General features: G+C 63.6%; 16 protein-coding genes and 1 tRNA gene. 4 read left to right on the top strand and 13 right to left on the bottom strand.

What is annotated here, in order from left to right; translation table 11 throughout:
- Positions 1-77: 77 nt before the first annotated feature.
- Positions 78-764, bottom strand: a complete 687-nt coding sequence (locus tag HU752_RS01950) for a Crp/Fnr family transcriptional regulator (protein ID WP_186684189.1) — start codon at positions 762-764, stop codon at positions 78-80.
- Between the two features lie 86 nt (positions 765-850).
- Here HU752_RS01950 and HU752_RS01945 point away from each other — a divergent pair, with 86 nt between their 5' ends.
- Entirely contained in the window at positions 851-1,375 is a 525-nt protein-coding gene (locus HU752_RS01945) for an Mpo1 family 2-hydroxy fatty acid dioxygenase (protein ID WP_186684191.1), read from the top strand.
- A gap of 255 nt (positions 1,376-1,630) precedes the next feature.
- Here the strand turns inward: HU752_RS01945 and HU752_RS01940 are convergent, their stop codons facing one another.
- The 6 genes from HU752_RS01940 to dibA form a co-directional block, all read right to left on the bottom strand.
- Positions 1,631-2,620: a sulfate/molybdate ABC transporter ATP-binding protein gene (locus HU752_RS01940; protein WP_186684193.1), complete on the bottom strand. Its 990-nt coding sequence runs from the start codon at positions 2,618-2,620 to the stop codon at positions 1,631-1,633.
- A gap of 3 nt (positions 2,621-2,623) precedes the next feature.
- A complete protein-coding gene (cysW, locus tag HU752_RS01935) occupies positions 2,624-3,496 on the bottom strand; it encodes a sulfate ABC transporter permease subunit CysW (RefSeq protein WP_186684195.1) in 873 nt (290 codons plus the stop codon).
- Between the two features lie 12 nt (positions 3,497-3,508).
- Positions 3,509-4,327, bottom strand: coding sequence for a sulfate ABC transporter permease subunit CysT (gene cysT, locus HU752_RS01930; protein ID WP_186684197.1), 819 nt, complete (start codon positions 4,325-4,327; stop codon positions 3,509-3,511).
- 83 nt (positions 4,328-4,410) lie between these two features.
- Positions 4,411-5,421 (bottom strand): sulfate ABC transporter substrate-binding protein, encoded by a 1,011-nt coding sequence (locus HU752_RS01925; protein ID WP_186684199.1) that lies wholly within the window; start codon positions 5,419-5,421, stop codon positions 4,411-4,413.
- Positions 5,422-5,583: 162 nt separating this feature from the next.
- Positions 5,584-5,766, bottom strand: coding sequence for a sulfur starvation response protein OscA (gene oscA, locus HU752_RS01920; RefSeq protein WP_007941032.1), 183 nt, complete (start codon positions 5,764-5,766; stop codon positions 5,584-5,586).
- A 322-nt stretch (positions 5,767-6,088) separates the two neighbouring features.
- The gene (dibA, locus tag HU752_RS01915; protein WP_186684207.1) at positions 6,089-8,014 is read right to left on the bottom strand and encodes a phosphodiesterase DibA; all 1,926 of its coding nucleotides are present in this window, start codon (positions 8,012-8,014) and stop codon (positions 6,089-6,091) included.
- A gap of 167 nt (positions 8,015-8,181) precedes the next feature.
- On the opposite strand from dibA, the gene desA reads away from it, so the two are divergent.
- Positions 8,182-9,366 (top strand): delta-9 fatty acid desaturase DesA, encoded by a 1,185-nt coding sequence (gene desA, locus HU752_RS01910; RefSeq protein ID WP_186684209.1) that lies wholly within the window; start codon positions 8,182-8,184, stop codon positions 9,364-9,366.
- A 148-nt stretch (positions 9,367-9,514) separates the two neighbouring features.
- Positions 9,515-10,504 carry a GGDEF domain-containing protein gene (locus HU752_RS01905; RefSeq protein ID WP_186684211.1) on the top strand — a complete coding sequence of 330 codons (990 nt, stop codon included), beginning with the start codon at positions 9,515-9,517 and terminating at the stop codon, positions 10,502-10,504.
- A gap of 9 nt (positions 10,505-10,513) precedes the next feature.
- Here the strand turns inward: HU752_RS01905 and HU752_RS01900 are convergent, their stop codons facing one another.
- The 6 genes from HU752_RS01900 to HU752_RS01875 form a co-directional block, all read right to left on the bottom strand.
- The gene (locus HU752_RS01900) at positions 10,514-11,725 is read right to left on the bottom strand and encodes an HDOD domain-containing protein (protein ID WP_186684213.1); all 1,212 of its coding nucleotides are present in this window, start codon (positions 11,723-11,725) and stop codon (positions 10,514-10,516) included.
- 135 nt (positions 11,726-11,860) lie between these two features.
- Positions 11,861-13,141, bottom strand: coding sequence for a 4-aminobutyrate--2-oxoglutarate transaminase (gene gabT, locus HU752_RS01895; protein WP_186684215.1), 1,281 nt, complete (start codon positions 13,139-13,141; stop codon positions 11,861-11,863).
- A gap of 175 nt (positions 13,142-13,316) precedes the next feature.
- Entirely contained in the window at positions 13,317-14,759 is a 1,443-nt protein-coding gene (gabD, locus tag HU752_RS01890) for an NADP-dependent succinate-semialdehyde dehydrogenase (protein ID WP_186684217.1), read from the bottom strand.
- 310 nt (positions 14,760-15,069) lie between these two features.
- On the bottom strand, positions 15,070-15,387 hold the full coding sequence (locus HU752_RS01885) for a RebB family R body protein (RefSeq protein WP_186684219.1): 318 nt from the start codon (positions 15,385-15,387) through the stop codon (positions 15,070-15,072).
- A gap of 46 nt (positions 15,388-15,433) precedes the next feature.
- Positions 15,434-15,967: a hypothetical protein gene (locus HU752_RS01880; protein ID WP_186684221.1), complete on the bottom strand. Its 534-nt coding sequence runs from the start codon at positions 15,965-15,967 to the stop codon at positions 15,434-15,436.
- A complete protein-coding gene (locus tag HU752_RS01875) occupies positions 15,964-16,191 on the bottom strand; it encodes a RebB family R body protein (protein ID WP_186684228.1) in 228 nt (75 codons plus the stop codon). Before HU752_RS01875 ends, HU752_RS01880 begins: the two co-directional genes overlap by 4 nt.
- 217 nt (positions 16,192-16,408) lie before the next feature.
- Between HU752_RS01875 and HU752_RS01870 the strand changes: the two genes are divergently transcribed.
- Positions 16,409-16,485, top strand: a tRNA-Arg gene (locus HU752_RS01870).
- The last annotated feature ends 47 nt before the right edge of the window (positions 16,486-16,532 follow it).

Genomic DNA, 16,532 nt, shown 5'->3' with positions numbered 1-16,532 from the left:
GCAGCAGGACCGTGGGAGCCGGATTTATCCGCGAATAGGCCCACAAAGCCTGCCCACAACCATGGAACCTCCACAGATCAGCTTTCAGCGGCAGCCCGCAGGCGCGCCAGGTCGATGATCTCGATTTCGCCATAGTTCAGGTGCACGATGCCCTCGTCCTGAAACCCCTTGAGGATCTGGTTGGTCGTCTGCCGCGTCAGTGACAGCATCGAGGCCAACTGGTCCTGGGACAGCGGGATCAATTGTCGCGAGTGGTTGAGCTCGCCATAACCCTCGGCGATCTGCAGCAGCCGGTGTGCCAGCCGCGCGCGGGCCGGCAGCAGGCTCAGCTGCTCCAGGCCGATGAAGGTCAGCCGCAGTTTCTGGCTCATCAACAGGGCGAAATGCCGCCAGTACTCGGGATGTTCATCCAGCAGTTGCAGCAACACGCCCTGCGGCACCTGCAGCAGGATGGTATGGCCCACCGCATAGGCGTCGTGGGTACGCGGCAGGCCGTCGAACAACGAGATCTCGCCGAACCAGTACGGCAACTCGATCACGCTCAGCAGGGCTTCCTTGCCCTTCTCGCTGACCGCACCGACCCGTACCGAGCCTTCGAGCACCGCGTAAAGGCCGCAGGGCGGGTCGCCGCGCTTGAACAGCCGCTGGCCAGGCGTCAGGCGCCGGCCCTTGGCCGCCGCCAGCAGGCTATCCTGCAAGTGAGCCGGCAGATTGCTGAACCAGTGACCCGTCAGCAGGCGTGAACGCCAGGCAGATACTTCCATGGGAACTCCGAGACGATTGTCGGGTAGCCGACAGCGCAAAGTTTTCGAGCAGGGCATGATCCCATCACCCTACAGGAGGAATAACAATGAAAAACCTCGTCGAGCATCTCAGTCAATATGCGGCGTACCACCGTGATCCGCGGAATATTGCCAGCCATTTCATCGGAATCCCGCTGATCGTGATCGCCGTCGCGACCCTGCTGTCGCGCCCTGGATGGCCGGTGGCCGGGCTCTGGCTGACCCCTGCGGTACTTCTGACGGTGGCTTCGGCATGGTTCTACCTGCGCCTGGAAGTGGCCCTCGGGGTGCTGATGACGGTGCTGCTGGGCCTATCCGTTTGGCTAGGCCAGACGATCGCCGCACAGAGCACGATGGTCTGGTTGAGCGCCGGGATCGGTCTGTTCGTGGTCGGCTGGGTGATCCAGTTCATCGGGCATTACTACGAGGGACGCAAGCCGGCGTTCGTCGACGACATCAGCGGGCTGATCGTCGGGCCGTTGTTCGTGGTCGCCGAGCTGGCGTTCCTGCTGGGGCTGCGCAAGGCGCTCAAGCAGGAGATCGAGGCGCGGGCGGGGGTGGTGCAGTTGCGCGAGAAGCGCGCGGCGGCCTGATTGGAGCGGTAACCGGGTTTGTGGGGAAAGGCTCTCTGTAGCAGAGGGCCTTCTGTGGCGAGTGGGCTTGTCGGGACGCCGCACCGCCACGCTGGGGCGCGAAGCGCCCCTAAAGCCAGGCGCCTCATTCTGTCTGACACAACGCGATCACGGGTTTTAGGGCCGCTTCGCAGCCCAGCGTGGGCAAGCCCACTCGCCACACAAGACCACTCGTCTCAAGAAGGTGACCTGCCCCAAATACCGCCCAGCGCCCTGTCAGACGCTGGCCAGCTTTTGCCAGACCTTCGGCTTGAAGAACAACGTCTCGCCCCGCGCCAGGCCGATCAGACTGTCGTGGTCCTTGACCACCTCGGCCTCGATCAACTCGCTCTGGCCTTCCACCTTCAGCGTCACCCGGGTGGTCGCGCCCAACGGACGGATGTCGCGCACTTCGGCGACGTGGTGATCCTCCAGCTCATGCCGTGACAGCGACACCTCGTGCGGGCGGAACAGCACGTGGTTGTCCTCGCCCAGGTGCAAGCGGTTGGAGTCACCGAGGAAGTGGTAGACGAAATCGCTGGCCGGGTTCTCGTAGACCTCGCCCGGCGAGCCGATCTGCTCGATCACGCCCTTGTTCATCACCACGATGCGATCGGCGACTTCCATGGCCTCTTCCTGGTCATGGGTCACGAACACCGAGGTCAGGTTGATGTCTTCGTGCAGGCGTGCCAGCCAGCGGCGCAGTTCCTTGCGGACCTTGGCATCCAGCGCACCGAACGGCTCGTCCAGCAGCAGTACCTTCGGCTCCACCGCCAAGGCACGGGCCAGGGCGATCCGCTGGCGCTGGCCACCGGACAACTGCTCCGGATAGCGATCGGCCAGCCAGTCCAGCTGCACCATGTTCAGCAGTTCGTGCACCTTGGTGGCGATCTGGCTTTCGTTCGGCCGTTGGTTTTTCGGCTTCATGCGCAGGCCGAAGGCGACGTTGTCGAAGACGGTCATGTGGCGGAACAGCGCGTAGTGCTGGAACACGAAACCGACGTTGCGATCACGCACGTCGTGGCCGGACACGTCTTCGCCGTGGAACACGATGTTGCCGGCATCCGGGGTTTCCAGCCCGGCGATGATCCGCAGCAGGGTGGTCTTGCCGCAGCCGGACGGACCGAGCAGGGCCACCAGCTCGCCGCTGCTGATGTCCAGGTTGATGCTGTTCAGGGCCTTGAAAGCGTTGAAGTTCTTGCTGACGTTACGGACTTCGATCGACATGACTTATTCCTCCGCGGCGCTGGCGCGCAGGCGGTTGATACGGTTTTCGCTCCACTGCTTGAGCAGCAGGATGAAGAGCGCCAGGATCAGCAACAGGCTCGCCACGGCGAACGCGGCCACGTGGTTGTATTCGTTGTAGAGGATCTCGACGTGCAGCGGCAAGGTGTTGGTCACCCCGCGAATGTGCCCGGAAACCACCGACACCGCGCCGAACTCGCCCATCGCCCGCGCCGTGCAGAGCACCACGCCGTAGATCAAGCCCCACTTGATGTTCGGCACGGTGACATGCCAGAACATCTGCCAGCCATTGGCGCCCAGCAACCGGGCGGCCTCTTCTTCCTGGGTGCCCTGTTCCTGCATCAGCGGGATCAGTTCACGGGCGACGAAGGGCACGGTGACGAAGATGGTCGCCAGGACGATGCCCGGCAGGGCGAAGACGATCTGGATGTCATGGTCGACCAGCCACGGGCCGAACAGCCCCTGGGCACCGAACATCAGCACGTAGACCAGGCCGGCGATCACCGGCGAGACCGAGAATGGCAGGTCGATCAGGGTCACCAGGATGCTCTTGCCGCGGAAGCTGTACTTGCTCACGCACCAGGCGGCGCTGACGCCGAACACCAGGTTCAGCGGCACCGAGATCAGCACCGCGATCACCGTCAGTTTCAGCGCCGACAGCGCATCGGGCTCGAAGATCGCGGTGAAGAACGCACCCAGGCCGAGCTTGAGGCCCTGGGACACCACGATGAACAGCGGCAACAGCAGGAACAGCGCGAAGACCAGCCAGCCGAGGCTGATCAACACGAGCCGCGAGGTGGCGCTGCCACGCCGCGCGGCATTGGCCGAGGAAGCGGCCGCAATGGACGATTGGGACATGTTCGCGCCTCCTTATGGGGTTTCGATACGCCGCTGCAGCAGGTTGATCAGCAGCAACAGGACAAAGGAAACCACCAGCATCAGCACGCCGATGGAGGTTGCGCCGGTGTAGTCGTACTGGTCGAGCTTGACCATGATCAGCAGCGGCAGGATCTCGGTCTTCATCGGCATGTTGCCGGCGATGAAGATCACCGAACCATACTCGCCGACGCCCCGGGCAAAGGCCAGGGCGAAGCCGGTCAGCCAGGCGGGCAGCAGCGCCGGCACGAGGATATGGCGGAACACCTGCAACGGCCTGGCACCCAGGCAGGCCGCAGCCTCCTCGACCTCACGAGGGATGTCGGCCAGCACCGGCTGGACCGTGCGGACCACGAACGGCAGGGTCACGAAGGTCAGCGCCAGGGTGATGCCCAGCGGGGTGTAGGCGATCTTGAAGCCCAGGTCGGCGGCGAACTGTCCGACCAGCCCGGTCGGGGTGTACAGCGCGGTCAGCGCGATACCGGCGACGGCGGTGGGCAGGGCGAACGGCAGGTCGACCATCGCATCGATGATCTTGCGACCGGGGAAGGTGTAGCGCACCAGCACCCAGGCCAGCAGCGTGCCGATGATGCCGTTGATGATCGCCGCGTACAGGGCGGTGCCGAAGCTCAGCTTCAGCGCCGCGATCACCCGTGGCGCCGAGATGATGTTCCAGAACTGGTCCCAGGTGAGTTGGGCGGCATGCACGAACATCGCCGCCAGCGGTATGAGCACAATCAGGCTGAGGTACACCAAGGTGTAGCCCAGCGTCAGCCCGAAGCCGGGTATGACGGGGGAGATACGACGCGACATAAGAGTCCTTGGTTTTGATGCACGAAAGCCCCGAATGCAATCCGGGGCCCTGAGCTTGGCTTATTTCAGACTACCGATCCCGGTCACTGGGCCTGGTAGATCTTGTCGAACACGCCACCGTCATTGAAGAATTTCGGTTGGGCAGTCTTCCAGCCGCCGAAGTCCTTGTCGATAGTCACCAGTTGCAGTTTCGGGAACTGCTTCTCGTACTTGGCGGCAACCTTCTCGTCACGCGGACGGTAGAAGTTCTTCGCGGCAATTTCCTGACCGGCCGGGCTGTACAGGTGCTTGAGGTACTCGGTGGCGATCTCGGTGTTGCCCTTCTTCTCGGCGTTCTTGTCGACCACCGCGACCGGTGGCTCGGCGAGGATCGACAGGGACGGCACGACGATGTCGAACTTGTCGGCGCCGCCGTCTTCCTTCAGTGCCAGGAAGGCTTCGTTTTCCCAGGCCAGCAGGACGTCGCCCTGGCCGTTGTTGACGAAGGTGATGGTCGAGCCGCGAGCCCCGGTGTCCAGGACCGGCACGTGCTTGAACAGCTCCTTCACGTATTCCTCGGCCTTGGCTTCGCTGCCGCCGGATTTCAGGCCGTAGGCCCAGGCCGCGAGGAAGTTCCAGCGGGCGCCGCCGGAGGTTTTCGGGTTCGGGGTGATGACCGACACGTCTTTCTTGATCAGGTCGCCCCAGTCCTTGATGCCTTTCGGGTTGCCCTTGCGCACCAGGAACACGATGGTCGAGGTGTACGGGGTGCTGGCGTCCGGCAGGCGCTTCTGCCAGTCCTCGGGCAGGGTCTTGCCGAGCTTGGCGATTTCGTCGATGTCGCCGGCCAGGGCCAGGGTCACCACGTCGGCGCGCAGGCCGTCGATCACCGCGCGGCCCTGTTTGCCGGAGCCACCGTGGGACTGCTGGATCTTCACGTTGTCGCCGGGATGGGCCTGCTTCCAGAAGCTGGTGAATTCGGCGTTGTAGTCCTGGTACAGCTCACGGGTCGGGTCATAGGACACGTTGAGCAGTTCGTAATCCTTGGCAACGGCGGAACCGGCAAACACGGCGCTGGCGAGCGCGGCCAGGGCGTAACGGCGAATCGACGACATGGTGAAGCTCCCGAAAAATATGAGGTATTGGCTTTTTCTTATGGCGCATCAGGTCCGCATTCGAGCCTGAACGCTGCTGTCTTTCGTAGAGGGGGGGCATTGAAGGATGCGCCCTCTGGTTGACCAGTCGGGCCTCTGAGGGCTCAGAGGGTGTAGCGATGTTCAGCTGGGCTTGTTGCCGGGGTTCTGCAGGCGGAATTTTTCCTTGCGCTCGATCTGCACCACCTGGGCGTTGTGCACGGTGATCTCGACCGCGCCGAAACGCAGGTCGCGCAAGGCGCTCTGAATCTCACGCAGAATGGTTGCTTCGTCCTGGCCGTCAACGCTACGCAGAGATGCGCTCATGGTCGTGCTCCTGAAATGAGAGTTGCCGCGGCAGTGGCGGCACTGCTTTATGGCGTTGGAGCAATCTTAGACAGGCGTAGTTATTCTTAAAAATACTATTTAAGAATTTTGATATAACTGAATTCACCTTACGAAAGGGCCGGCAAAACGAAGGGGCTGAAACATTCCGTGCAACAGGCGAGCTCTCGTGGCGAGGGGGCTTGCCCCCGCTGGGGTGCGAAGCGCCCCTGAAATCAGCGACCTCGTCTTTTCAGGTAAACCGCAGCGACAGATTGACGGCTGCTTCGCAGCCGAACGGGGGCAAGCCCCCTCGCCACACCAGTCAGGCGATAGCAGGCGAGTGTTGCCAATCGAGCCTCGGCGCCGGCACCGGCCGGCCGAACCAGTAGCCCTGCCCCAGGTCGCAACCCTGTTCGAGCAGGAAGCGCGCCTGCTCCTGCTGCTCGATACCTTCGGCGTGCACCTGCATGCCCATGCTCTGTGCCAGGGCGATCACCACCCGGACGATCGCCGCATCGTCCTCGTCCCACGGCAGGCCGGCGACGAAGCCCTGGTCGATCTTGAGCTTTTGCACCGGCAACCGCTTGAGCCGCAACAACGAGGAATACCCGGTGCCGAAGTCGTCGATCGCCAGGCTCACGCCCAGCTCGCGCAACCGATGCAGTTGTTCCAACGCCACTTCGGGATCGTCCATCACCGCACTTTCGGTCACTTCCAATTCGAGCAGCGCCGGGTCCAGGCCGGTTTCGTCGAGCACCTTGGCCACCTGCTGGTACAGCTCGCGCCGGGCAAACAGGCGGCTGGACACGTTCACCGCGATGAACGACAGCGCCAGCCCCTCCTGCTGCCACTGGCACATCTGCCGGCAGGACTGCTCCATGACCCAGGCATCGATCTCGGCGATCAGCCCGGTACGCTCGGCGATCGGGATGAACTCACCAGGCGAGACCAGCCCGCGCTGCGGGTGCTCCCAGCGCACCAGCGCCTCGACCCCGACCAGCCGGCTGCCCCGCAGGGCGTGTACCGGCTGGTAGTAGACCCGCAGCTCGCCCTGTTCCAGCGCCCGGCGCAGTTCGCCGGCCATTTCCACGCGGTGCTGGGCGTGGGCGGTCAGCTCCTCGGTGTACAGCGCGTAGCCTTCGCGGCCGGCGCTCTTGGCCTTGAACAGCGCCGAATCGGCGTTGCGCAGCAACTGCTCGGCGTTCAGCGCATCGCTGGGGAACAGGCTGATGCCGATACTGGCGTTGATGAACAACTGGTGGCCATCGAGCTGGAACGGCTCCCTGAGGCCTTCGATCACCCGCTGGGCCAGCGCCGCGGCCTGGACCACCTGCGGGCAGTTCTCGGCCAGCACGGCAAACTCGTCGCCGCCCAGCCGTGCCAGGCTGATACCCGTGCCGAACAGCCCCTGCAGGCGTTCGCCCACGGCCTTGAGCAACTGGTCGCCGATGTTGTGGCCGAGGCTGTCGTTGATGATCTTGAAATGGTCGAGGTCGATCAGCAGCAGGGCGCAACCGCGCTTGTGCACCTGCGCCGAGGCCAGGGCCTGGGCTGCCCGGTCGGAGAACAGCAGGCGGTTGGGCAGGCCGGTCAGCGGGTCGTAATGTGCCAGCTGGCTCAACTCCTGCTGCGAGTTCTTGATCGCACTGATGTCGGAGAATACCGCGACGTAGTGGCTGAGCTGACCGTGGTCATCACGGATCGCCCGGATCGTCTGCCATTGTGGATAGATTTCGCCGCTCTTGCGCCGGTTCCAGATCTCGCCACTCCACTCGCCGCTCGCTTCCAGCGCCTGGTAGACCTTCTGGTAGAACTCCGCCGGGTGACGCCCCGACTTGAACAGGTTCGGGCGCTGGCCCAGTACTTCGGCCTCCTGGTAGCCGGTAATGGCGACGAACGCCCGGTTGACGTGGACGATCAGCCCCTCGCGATTGGTGACCAGCACCCCTTCACGGGTGCAGTCGAACACCGCCGCGGCCTGGCGCAGGCGCTCTCGGTCATCACCGGCATCCGCGGACTGCTGCTCGCGGGCGGCCTGGGCGAACCGCTGGTAACGCGCGTGAATCAGGAAAATCAGCACCGCGCTGACACTGACCCACAGGTAGCCACGCACGATCTGCCAGCGCACCAGTTGCTCTGGCTCATCGAAAAAGCTGCTCAACAGCTGCTGGCTAAGCTGGATCCAAAGGATCGATAACAACAGGTACAACACCCCCGCCTTCAGGGCGTTGCGGTATGAAGTTGTCATAAGCGGTGCTAATTCCCTCTAGAAATGCCAAATTGCCCTACAAACCGGCCGGAATTATAGAGTAAGAAACATCCCGGCACTCTTATCTGAAACGGCGACTGGTTTTCTCTGGTGGCTCGGTGATAATGCAACGGCTGTTCTTTACTTTTTCGAGGGCCATACAGCCTATGTGGTACAACGGTTTTCTTGACCTGTCAGCCTGGCAACTGGTGGCGGTCACTCTGTTGATGACCCACGTGACCATTGTCGGCGTCACGGTTTATCTGCACCGCTATTCGGCCCACCGCTCCCTGGAGCTCAACGGCGGCCTCAAGCACTTCTTCCGTTTCTGGCTGTGGCTGACCACGGCACAGAATACCCGCGAATGGACGGCGATCCACCGTAAACATCACGCAAAATGTGAAACCGTCGACGATCCCCACAGTCCGGTGATCCTCGGCCTCTCGACCGTGCTGCGCACCGGTGCCGAACTGTACCGGGCCGAAGCGGGCAATGCCGAGACACTGCGCATCTACGGCAAGAACTGCCCGGACGACTGGATCGAACGCAACCTCTACAGCCGCTACAAGCTGCTCGGCGTGGCCCTGATGGCCGTCATCGACCTGCTGCTGTTCGGTGCCATCGGCATCACCATCTGGGCGATCCAGATGATGTGGATCCCCTTCTGGGCCGCCGGCGTGATCAACGGCCTGGGCCATGCCGTCGGCTATCGCAACTTCGAATGCCGCGACGCCGCGACCAACCTGATGCCCTGGGGCATCCTGATCGGTGGCGAAGAGTTGCACAACAACCACCACACCTACCCCAACTCGGCCAAGCTCTCGGTGAAAAAGTGGGAGTTCGACCTGGGCTGGGCCTGGATCAAGGTTTTCAGCTTCCTGCGCCTGGCCAAGGTACAGCGTGTCGCGCCGATCGCCCACCGGGTCGAGGGCAAGGGTCACCTGGACATGGACACCGCCATGGCGATCCTCAACAACCGCTTCCAGATCATGGCCCAATACCGCAAGCTGGTGATCGGCCCGCTGGTGAAACAGGAGCTGGCCAAGGTCGATCATTCGGTACGCCAGAAATTCCACCGGGCCAAACGCCTGCTGTCGCGGGAAACCAGCCTGCTCAGCGACAAGCACCACCTGCGCATCGAGGGCATGCTCGAACACAGCCAGGCGCTCAAGACAATTTACGAGAAACGCCTGGCCCTGCAACAGATCTGGATCAAGACCAGCTCGAATGGCCACGACATGCTGGCCGCCATCAAGGACTGGGTCCACGAGGCCGAGGCCAGCGGCATCCAGTCGCTGCGCGAATTCGCCAGCCAACTGAAAACCTACTCCCTGCGCCCCACCACCGCCTGACACCGCTGATCGGCATGCCTCGTCCCGGGGCGTGCCGATTGGAACTTAGCGCCCATTCCTCTATCTCAAATGCACTTCGCCAATCTGGCGGGTTGTCAGTGTCGTCGTGCCCGATCGGGGCGCGACCTACCCTGTGAGATGTGTGCCGATGGTGATAAAAAAACCCAAACCGTCCTTGCTCAAGCAGTGGCCGGAAGCCGCTGAAACCCTGCTCGCACTGGTGCATGCGCAGGGCGAGGTCGCGCGCCTGAGCGAGCGCGAGCAACTGTTCAGTTCCCTGCTGGTCAGCGTCAACGCGGTGCTCTGGGCCTTCGACTGGGAGGCGCGGCAGATGCTCTATGTCAGCCCCGCCTACGAGCGCATCTTCGGCCGTTCGGCCGGGCTGCTGCTGGCCGACTACGACGAATGGCGCAACAGCATCTACCCGGACGACCTGGAGTACGCCGAACGCAGCCTGGCCGAGGTGCTGGAAAAAGGCGCGGTGGAAGATCGCGAGTACCGCATCATCAGCGCCGATGGCGAGATCCGCTGGCTCAGCGACAAGTGCTTCATCAGCCGCCAGGCCGAACCGGGCCAGCGGGTGATCGTGGTCGGGATCGCCGAGGACATCACCGAGAAGAAGGTGCTGGAGGACGAGCTGCAACGCCTGGCGACCACCGACGTGCTGACCGGCAGCAGCAACCGCCGGCACTTCTTCGAATGCGCCCACCGCGAGTTCGAGCAGGCCCGGCTACAGGACTCGCCGCTGGCGTTCCTGCTGCTGGATATCGATGACTTCAAGCTGATCAACGACACCTACGGCCACCCGGCGGGCGACCAGGTGCTGCAGCGGATCGCCGAAACCGGCCGCTCGGCGCTGCGCAGCGGCGACCTGTTCGGCCGTATCGGTGGCGAAGAGTTTGCCGCCCTGCTGCCGGGCTGTGCCCCGGACATGGCCCTGACCATCGCCGAGCGCCTGCAACGGGAGATCCAGCGCCTGGGATTCAGGCACGACGGCGAGAACTTCGGCGCCACCGTCAGCCAGGGGCTGACCAACCTCACGGGGCAGGATGAACTGCTCGACAACCTGTTCGCCCGGGCAGACGGGGCGATGTACAAGGCCAAGCGCCAGGGCAAGAACCAGATCGTGCTGGCCTAGTGGCCGCCGTCAGTTCTTGCGCAGGCGCGCCAGCTCCGGCAGGCCGACCTTGAGCAGCCGGGCAGCACGCGTCTTGACCACGTCCTCGACGCCCTCATTGGGCGTCAGCCGCGCCAGTTGCGCCGCCAGGTTCATCGCCAGCGCCTCGCGGGAATACACCCCGCCACCGAGCTGGTAGATCGCCGCAATCAGCTCGCGCAGCTCCAGCGGCAGGCGCCAGCGGGTACGCAGGGCGGAGCCGTAGCCGGCGCCCTGTTCGAAGAGCGCCTCGCCGATCAGTTCCTCGTCCAGCTCGCCACCGGCCTGGCGCCACTCCTGCATGCAACGCAGCACCGCCAGGTCACCCAGGCGGTGCAGCAGGCCGGCGCAGTAGCAGAGCTCCTGGTCCAGGTCGAACATCCGCGCCAAGGTGCGGCCGAACTCGGCAGTGTGCAGCGACAGATCCCAGTACCGCTCGGCGTAGTCGGCCAGTACCGCATCGCTGAGCTTGGCACAGCGCTTGAGTGCCAGGCCGAGGATCAGGTTCATGCTCTGCGCCGAGCCCAGCCGGTGCAGGGCCTGGGCCAGGGTCTGCACCGAGCTGCCGTGGTGCTGCGCCGCACTGTTGGCGGCAGCGATCAGCACGGCGGTGATCTGCGGGTCGGTACCGATTTCCTGTTCCAGCAGTTTCAGGTCGAGACCGTTGGGGTTGAGGCTGCGTTTGACCGCGACCTGCACGTCGGCCATCAACGGCGCGCCTTCGGACTCCTCGCGGCGCCGCTCGAGGTAGGTCCGCAGGTCCATGCCCGGCGCCAGCGCCGGAATCTCGCAGGACACACTCTGCCCGGCATCGAGCAGCAGGTCCTGCAGGCGCTGGGTCAGGCCTTCGATATTCAGGGGTTTGGTCAGGTAGGCAGTCGGTTGCAGCGGCAGCGCCTCGCGCACACTGGCCACGTCGCTGCGCGAGCTGAGCAGGATGAACGGCAGCAGCGGGTAGCGCTTTTTCTGGCGCATGCTGTACAGCAGGCTCAGGCCGTCGACACCTGGCAATTCACGGTCGGCGATCACCAGGTCGAAAGGCTGCTCGTTGAGCTGGCGCAAGGCTTCCTGACCATGGGCACACAGGGCCAGTTGCGCGTCGCAGCGCACCGTCAACAGCACCTGTTTCAACAGATCCCGCGCCCAGGGATCCGCCTCGGCAATCAACACGCGGGGTACGGCAGGCAAATCCACGGCCATCATCTTGCACTCTCCCAGAGCAGTCCTGACACCTTAGTCAAAACAGCCCTCCAGATACAACCGGGAACCCTCATTGCCCGGCCCTGAAACAAAAAAACCCGCCAGGGGCGGGTCTTTTTGTCTAGCTCATCGCGAGACTCAAGCCAGTTCGGCGAAGCACTCTTCGATGATCGCCAGGCCCTTGTCCAGCTGCTCGTCCGGCGAAGTCAGCGGAACCAGCACGCGCAGGACGTTGCCGTAGGTGCCGCAGGACAGCAGGATCAGGCCTTTTTCACGGGCCTTGGTGACGATCTGCGCCACGGCGGCGGCGTTCGGCTTGTGGGTGTCGCCGTCGTCGAACAGCTCGACCGCGATCATCGCGCCCAGGGCACGCACGTCACCGATCACCGGGTACTTGGCCTGGATCTTCTTCAGGCCGGTCACCAGACGCTCGCCGACTGCCTTGCTGCGGTCCAGCAGCTTTTCTTCCTCGAACACTTCCATCACGGCCAGGGCCGCGGCGCAAGCGATCGGGCTACCGGCGTAGGTACCGCCCAGGCCGCCTGGCGCGATGGCGTCCATGTACTCGGCCTTGCCGCACACACCGGCCAGCGGGAAGCCGCCGGCGATGGACTTGGCGAAGGTGGTCAGGTCAGGCGCGACGCCCATCTGCTCCATGGCGAAGAAGGTACCGGTACGGCCGGCACCGGTCTGTACTTCGTCGGCGATCAGCAGGATGCCGTGCTGGTCGCACAGGGCACGCAGGCGCTTCATGAACTCTTTTGGCGCGACGTAGAAACCGCCTTCGCCCTGCACCGGCTCGATGATGATCGCGGCGATGTCACGTGGCTCGGCGTCGTTCTTGAAGATGCGCTCGATGCTGGCGATGGAGTCGTCGACGCTCACGCCGTGCAGTTCGTTCGGGTACAGCGCGCGGAAGATGCCGCCTGGCATCAGGCCCATCCCGGCCGAGTAAGGCACGACCTTGCCGGTCAGGCCCAGGGTCATCATGGTACGGCCGTGGTAGCCGCCGGTGAAGGCGATCACGCCGGCACGGCCAGTGGCGGCACGGGCGATCTTCACGGCGTTCTCGACGGCTTCGGAACCGGTGGTGACCAGCAGGGTTTTCTTGGCGAAGTCGCCTGGAACGCGGGCGTTCACTTTCTCGCACAGTTCCACGTACGGCTCGTAGGCCAGGACCTGGAAGCAGGTGTGGGTCAGCTTGTTCAGCTGCTCGGTCACCGCGGCGATGACTTTCGGGTGCACGTGACCGGTGTTCAGTACGGCGATACCGCCAGCGAAGTCGATGAACTCGCGGCCTTCGACGTCAGTCACCGTGGCGTTCTTCGCCGAGTCGGCGAAAATCGGGTGGATCTGGCCGACACCGCGTGGAACGGCAGCCTGGCGGCGTTGCATCAGGGATTCGTTGGTCTTGCTCATATTGTCCTCATTCACCGCTCATCGGGCGGCGTGGTTCAAGGATGACGCGGCAGGGAGAGCACTGCGCCAGCATACGATGATCGACTGGCACAGGGTACCGGCCACATTGAAGTGACGTTTGAAACGCGACAGGAACAGCGCTCTCGTGCCCCTGCCGCCGAAGCATCCGACCGGGTTAGACGCCCAGGCAGAGGTATTTGATTTCCAGGTAGTCTTCGATGCCGTACTTGGAACCTTCGCGGCCCAGGCCCGAGGCCTTGATACCGCCAAACGGCGCGACTTCGTTGGAGATCAGACCGGTATTGACGCCGACCATGCCGTATTCCAGGGCCTCGGCCACGCGGAACACACGGCCCAGGTCACGAGCGTAGAAGTAGGAAGCCAGGCCGAACTCGGTGTCGTTGGACATCGCGATGACGTCGGCTTCGTCCTTGAAGCGGAACAGCGGTGCCAGCGGGCCAAAGGTTTCTTCCTTGGCCACGGCAGCGTTGTTCGGCACGTTGATCAGTACGGTCGGCTCGAAGAAGTTGCCTTCCATCGCATTGCCGCCGGTCAGCACGGTGGCGCCCTTGCCCAGCGCGTCGGCGATGTGTTCCTTGACCTTGGCCACGGCTTTCTCGTCGATCAGCGGACCGGTGGTGGTGCCTTCTTCCAGGCCGTTGCCGATCTTGAGCTTGGCGACCGCCGCCTTCAGCTTCTCGGCGAAGGCATCGTAGACACCTTCCTGCACGTACAGGCGGTTGGCGCAGACGCAGGTCTGGCCGTTGTTGCGGTACTTGGAGATGATCGCGCCCTCGACCGCCTTGTCCAGGTCGGCGTCGTCGAACACGATGAACGGCGCGTTGCCGCCCAGTTCCAGGGATACCTTCTTGATGTCCTGCGCACATTCAGCCATCAGCTGGCGACCGATTTCGGTCGAGCCGGTGAAGGACAGCTTGCGCACGATCGGGTTGCCGGTCAGCTCGCCGCCGACTTCGCCGGCGCTGCCGGTGACCACGTTGAACACGCCTTGCGGGATGCCGGCGCGCTGGGCCAGTTCGGCCAGGGCCAGGGCCGAGTACGGGGTCTGCGAAGCGGGCTTGAGCACCATGGTGCAACCGGCGGCCAGGGCCGGGCCGGCCTTACGGGTGATCATCGCGGCCGGGAAGTTCCACGGGGTGATGGCGGCGGTCACGCCGATCGGCTGCTTGATCACGATCAGGCGCTTGTCTGGCTGGTGGCCAGGAATCACGTCGCCATAGACCCGCTTGGCTTCTTCGGCGAACCACTCGAGGAACGACGCGGCGTAGGCGATTTCGCCCTTGGCTTCGGCCAGTGGCTTGCCCTGTTCGAGGGTCATCAGGCGAGCCAGGTCGTCCTGGTTCTCGATCATCAGTTCGAACCAGCGACGCAGTTTGTTCGAACGCTCCTTGGCGGTCAGTGCACGCCAAGCCGGCAGGGCCTTGTCGGCCGCTTCGATGGCACGGCGGGTTTCGGCGGCGCCCATTTTCGGCACGGTACCCAGGATGTCGCCCGTGGCCGGGTTGTTGACCTTGATCGTCTGACCATTGTCCGCGTCGGCCCAGGCCCCGTTGATGAAGGCTTGCTGGCGGAACAACTGGGTATCTTTGAGCTGCATGTAGGCTTTCCTTAACAGCACCGCGCACGCGCGGAGCGAATTATTGATTGTAGAAAGGCGCCTTGGGGGCTGCCGTCAGGAAATTCATTCACCGGGCCGAAGCACATAAATAGCGCACATGCGATCGATGTGCGGTTCAGCACCCAGACAGGAGCGTTTGAAATCTCAAACGAATCCTAGGAGCAATGGGGTCAAAGGACAATAGTCTGTTCGAAAAAAAGAACGAGAATAGACCACTGGCGAGGGCTTTTTCTGATCAGCGTCACCCTGGCCCCGCGCTGCGCCTGGTAGCACGGGGCCAGCTCGGCAATCACTTGGACTGGAAGGATTTCAGCACGGTCAGCAGGCTGGTGAGGTTGTCGGCGACCCCGGCCTGCGCGACCTTCTCGGTAGCGCCTGCGGCAGCGGTGGTATCCATGCTGTAGATCTGCATTACGCCCTGGGTGGTGGCGGCCTGGGCCAGGGAGTTCTGCTGTTGCTGGGCACTGACCGCATTCTCGAACAGGATGCCGGTGGAATGCGCCATCGACTGATAGACATTGCCCAGGGCCATGGCCGGGGCTTCGCCCACTACCTTGACGCTGGATTGGGTCACCGCATCGGTGATCTGGGGGTTCACTTCGGTCATGTGCTGACTCCTTGCGCGGGACGATGGGACAGGTTGCGAATATCGATCACTCGGACGACGTTCGCTCGGAAAGATGCGCGCTGAAGCGGGCGATACTCTGGTCGATGCGTTCGATCGCCCCGGTCACGCTCTCGGCATCCAGCACCCCGGTGGCTGCGGCCACCGCGGCGGCGCCACTGACCAGCAGATGGGTGTTGAGTGCACCCAGGGCACTTTCATTGGCGGCCGTGAGGTCATCCTTGAGGATGCTCTCGGTCATCTGCCGGAGCAACACCCCCTGGGAGGCCAGGGCCAGCTTGGTGACCCCATCGAAATAGCTGGCCGCCGACTGCGCGACCAGGCCGCTGGCCTGGCGAGTCAGCAGCTCCGGGCCCAATGCCGACAGCGCCGGTACCTGAGCCGCCAGTTGGGCATTGATCAGGTTCACCGCCTCGACGATCTGCCGGTTCAGGGCCTCGTTGCCGATGCCGGCAGCGGCCTGCTTGAGCAACTGTTCGTTGAGTTCTCCCAACAACGCCGCGGCCGTGGCGGCCGGGTCGCCCGCCGGTTGCTCCGGGGCGGTAGCCTGGTCGTCGCTCATGTCCGTCCCCCCACCGCGAGAATCTGCTGCACGGCGGAGGCCACCGTCGCATTGCCGATGATGTTCAGCGCCTGCTGCTGGCTGACCGCATTCTGCAGGGCCAGGCTGACCGCGTGACTGCTGACCTGGCACAGCGAAGCGATCGCCGTGGCCGGCGCGCTGCCGACGACCTGGACGTTCGACTGGGTAACGGCGTCGGTGATTTGCGGATTGACGGTGGACATGCATCTCTCCTTGAGACGACGACAACGAGGAAAACGCTCGGCGAACCCGTAGCAGGAGAACGATAGATCAGTTGCGTCAAAGCGCCAGAAAGCCCTTTGCCAGGGAATCCGCGCCAGCGGCGTGCAGGAAAACGAGCCACCGGGACAGGGTAAAGTCAGCGGCTTAAAACCGGCGTGGACGCCCAGGGTCTAGATAGGTATGATGTCGCCCGCACAAGCACTCGTAGCTCAGCTGGATAGAGTACTGCCCTCCGAAGGCAGGGGTCGTGGGTTCGAATCCCGCCGAGTGCGCCATCTTCGAAAAATGCCCCGGATCGTCGATCCGGGGCATTTTTGTTTTC

This window comes from Pseudomonas vanderleydeniana (genome assembly GCF_014268755.2).
Taxonomy (GTDB): domain Bacteria; phylum Pseudomonadota; class Gammaproteobacteria; order Pseudomonadales; family Pseudomonadaceae; genus Aquipseudomonas; species Aquipseudomonas vanderleydeniana.
Note: the sequence above shows the minus strand (reverse complement) of the source record. Positions and strands in the feature narration are given on the sequence as shown.

Excerpts from the sequence above, each read along its gene's own strand:
- HU752_RS01950 (WP_186684189.1), bottom strand. The coding sequence starts at position 764 with ATGGAAGTATCTGCCTGGCGTTCACGCCTGCTGACGGGTCACTGGTTC.
- HU752_RS01945 (WP_186684191.1), top strand. The coding sequence starts at position 851 with ATGAAAAACCTCGTCGAGCATCTCAGTCAATATGCGGCGTACCACCGT.
- HU752_RS01940 (WP_186684193.1), bottom strand. The coding sequence starts at position 2,620 with ATGTCGATCGAAGTCCGTAACGTCAGCAAGAACTTCAACGCTTTCAAG.
- cysW (WP_186684195.1), bottom strand. The coding sequence starts at position 3,496 with ATGTCCCAATCGTCCATTGCGGCCGCTTCCTCGGCCAATGCCGCGCGG.
- cysT (WP_186684197.1), bottom strand. The coding sequence starts at position 4,327 with ATGTCGCGTCGTATCTCCCCCGTCATACCCGGCTTCGGGCTGACGCTG.
- HU752_RS01925 (WP_186684199.1), bottom strand. The coding sequence starts at position 5,421 with ATGTCGTCGATTCGCCGTTACGCCCTGGCCGCGCTCGCCAGCGCCGTG.
- oscA (WP_007941032.1), bottom strand. The coding sequence starts at position 5,766 with ATGAGCGCATCTCTGCGTAGCGTTGACGGCCAGGACGAAGCAACCATT.
- dibA (WP_186684207.1), bottom strand. The coding sequence starts at position 8,014 with ATGACAACTTCATACCGCAACGCCCTGAAGGCGGGGGTGTTGTACCTG.
- desA (WP_186684209.1), top strand. The coding sequence starts at position 8,182 with ATGTGGTACAACGGTTTTCTTGACCTGTCAGCCTGGCAACTGGTGGCG.
- HU752_RS01905 (WP_186684211.1), top strand. The coding sequence starts at position 9,515 with ATGGTGATAAAAAAACCCAAACCGTCCTTGCTCAAGCAGTGGCCGGAA.
- HU752_RS01900 (WP_186684213.1), bottom strand. The coding sequence starts at position 11,725 with ATGATGGCCGTGGATTTGCCTGCCGTACCCCGCGTGTTGATTGCCGAG.
- gabT (WP_186684215.1), bottom strand. The coding sequence starts at position 13,141 with ATGAGCAAGACCAACGAATCCCTGATGCAACGCCGCCAGGCTGCCGTT.
- gabD (WP_186684217.1), bottom strand. The coding sequence starts at position 14,759 with ATGCAGCTCAAAGATACCCAGTTGTTCCGCCAGCAAGCCTTCATCAAC.
- HU752_RS01885 (WP_186684219.1), bottom strand. The coding sequence starts at position 15,387 with ATGACCGAAGTGAACCCCCAGATCACCGATGCGGTGACCCAATCCAGC.
- HU752_RS01880 (WP_186684221.1), bottom strand. The coding sequence starts at position 15,967 with ATGAGCGACGACCAGGCTACCGCCCCGGAGCAACCGGCGGGCGACCCG.
- HU752_RS01875 (WP_186684228.1), bottom strand. The coding sequence starts at position 16,191 with ATGTCCACCGTCAATCCGCAAATCACCGACGCCGTTACCCAGTCGAAC.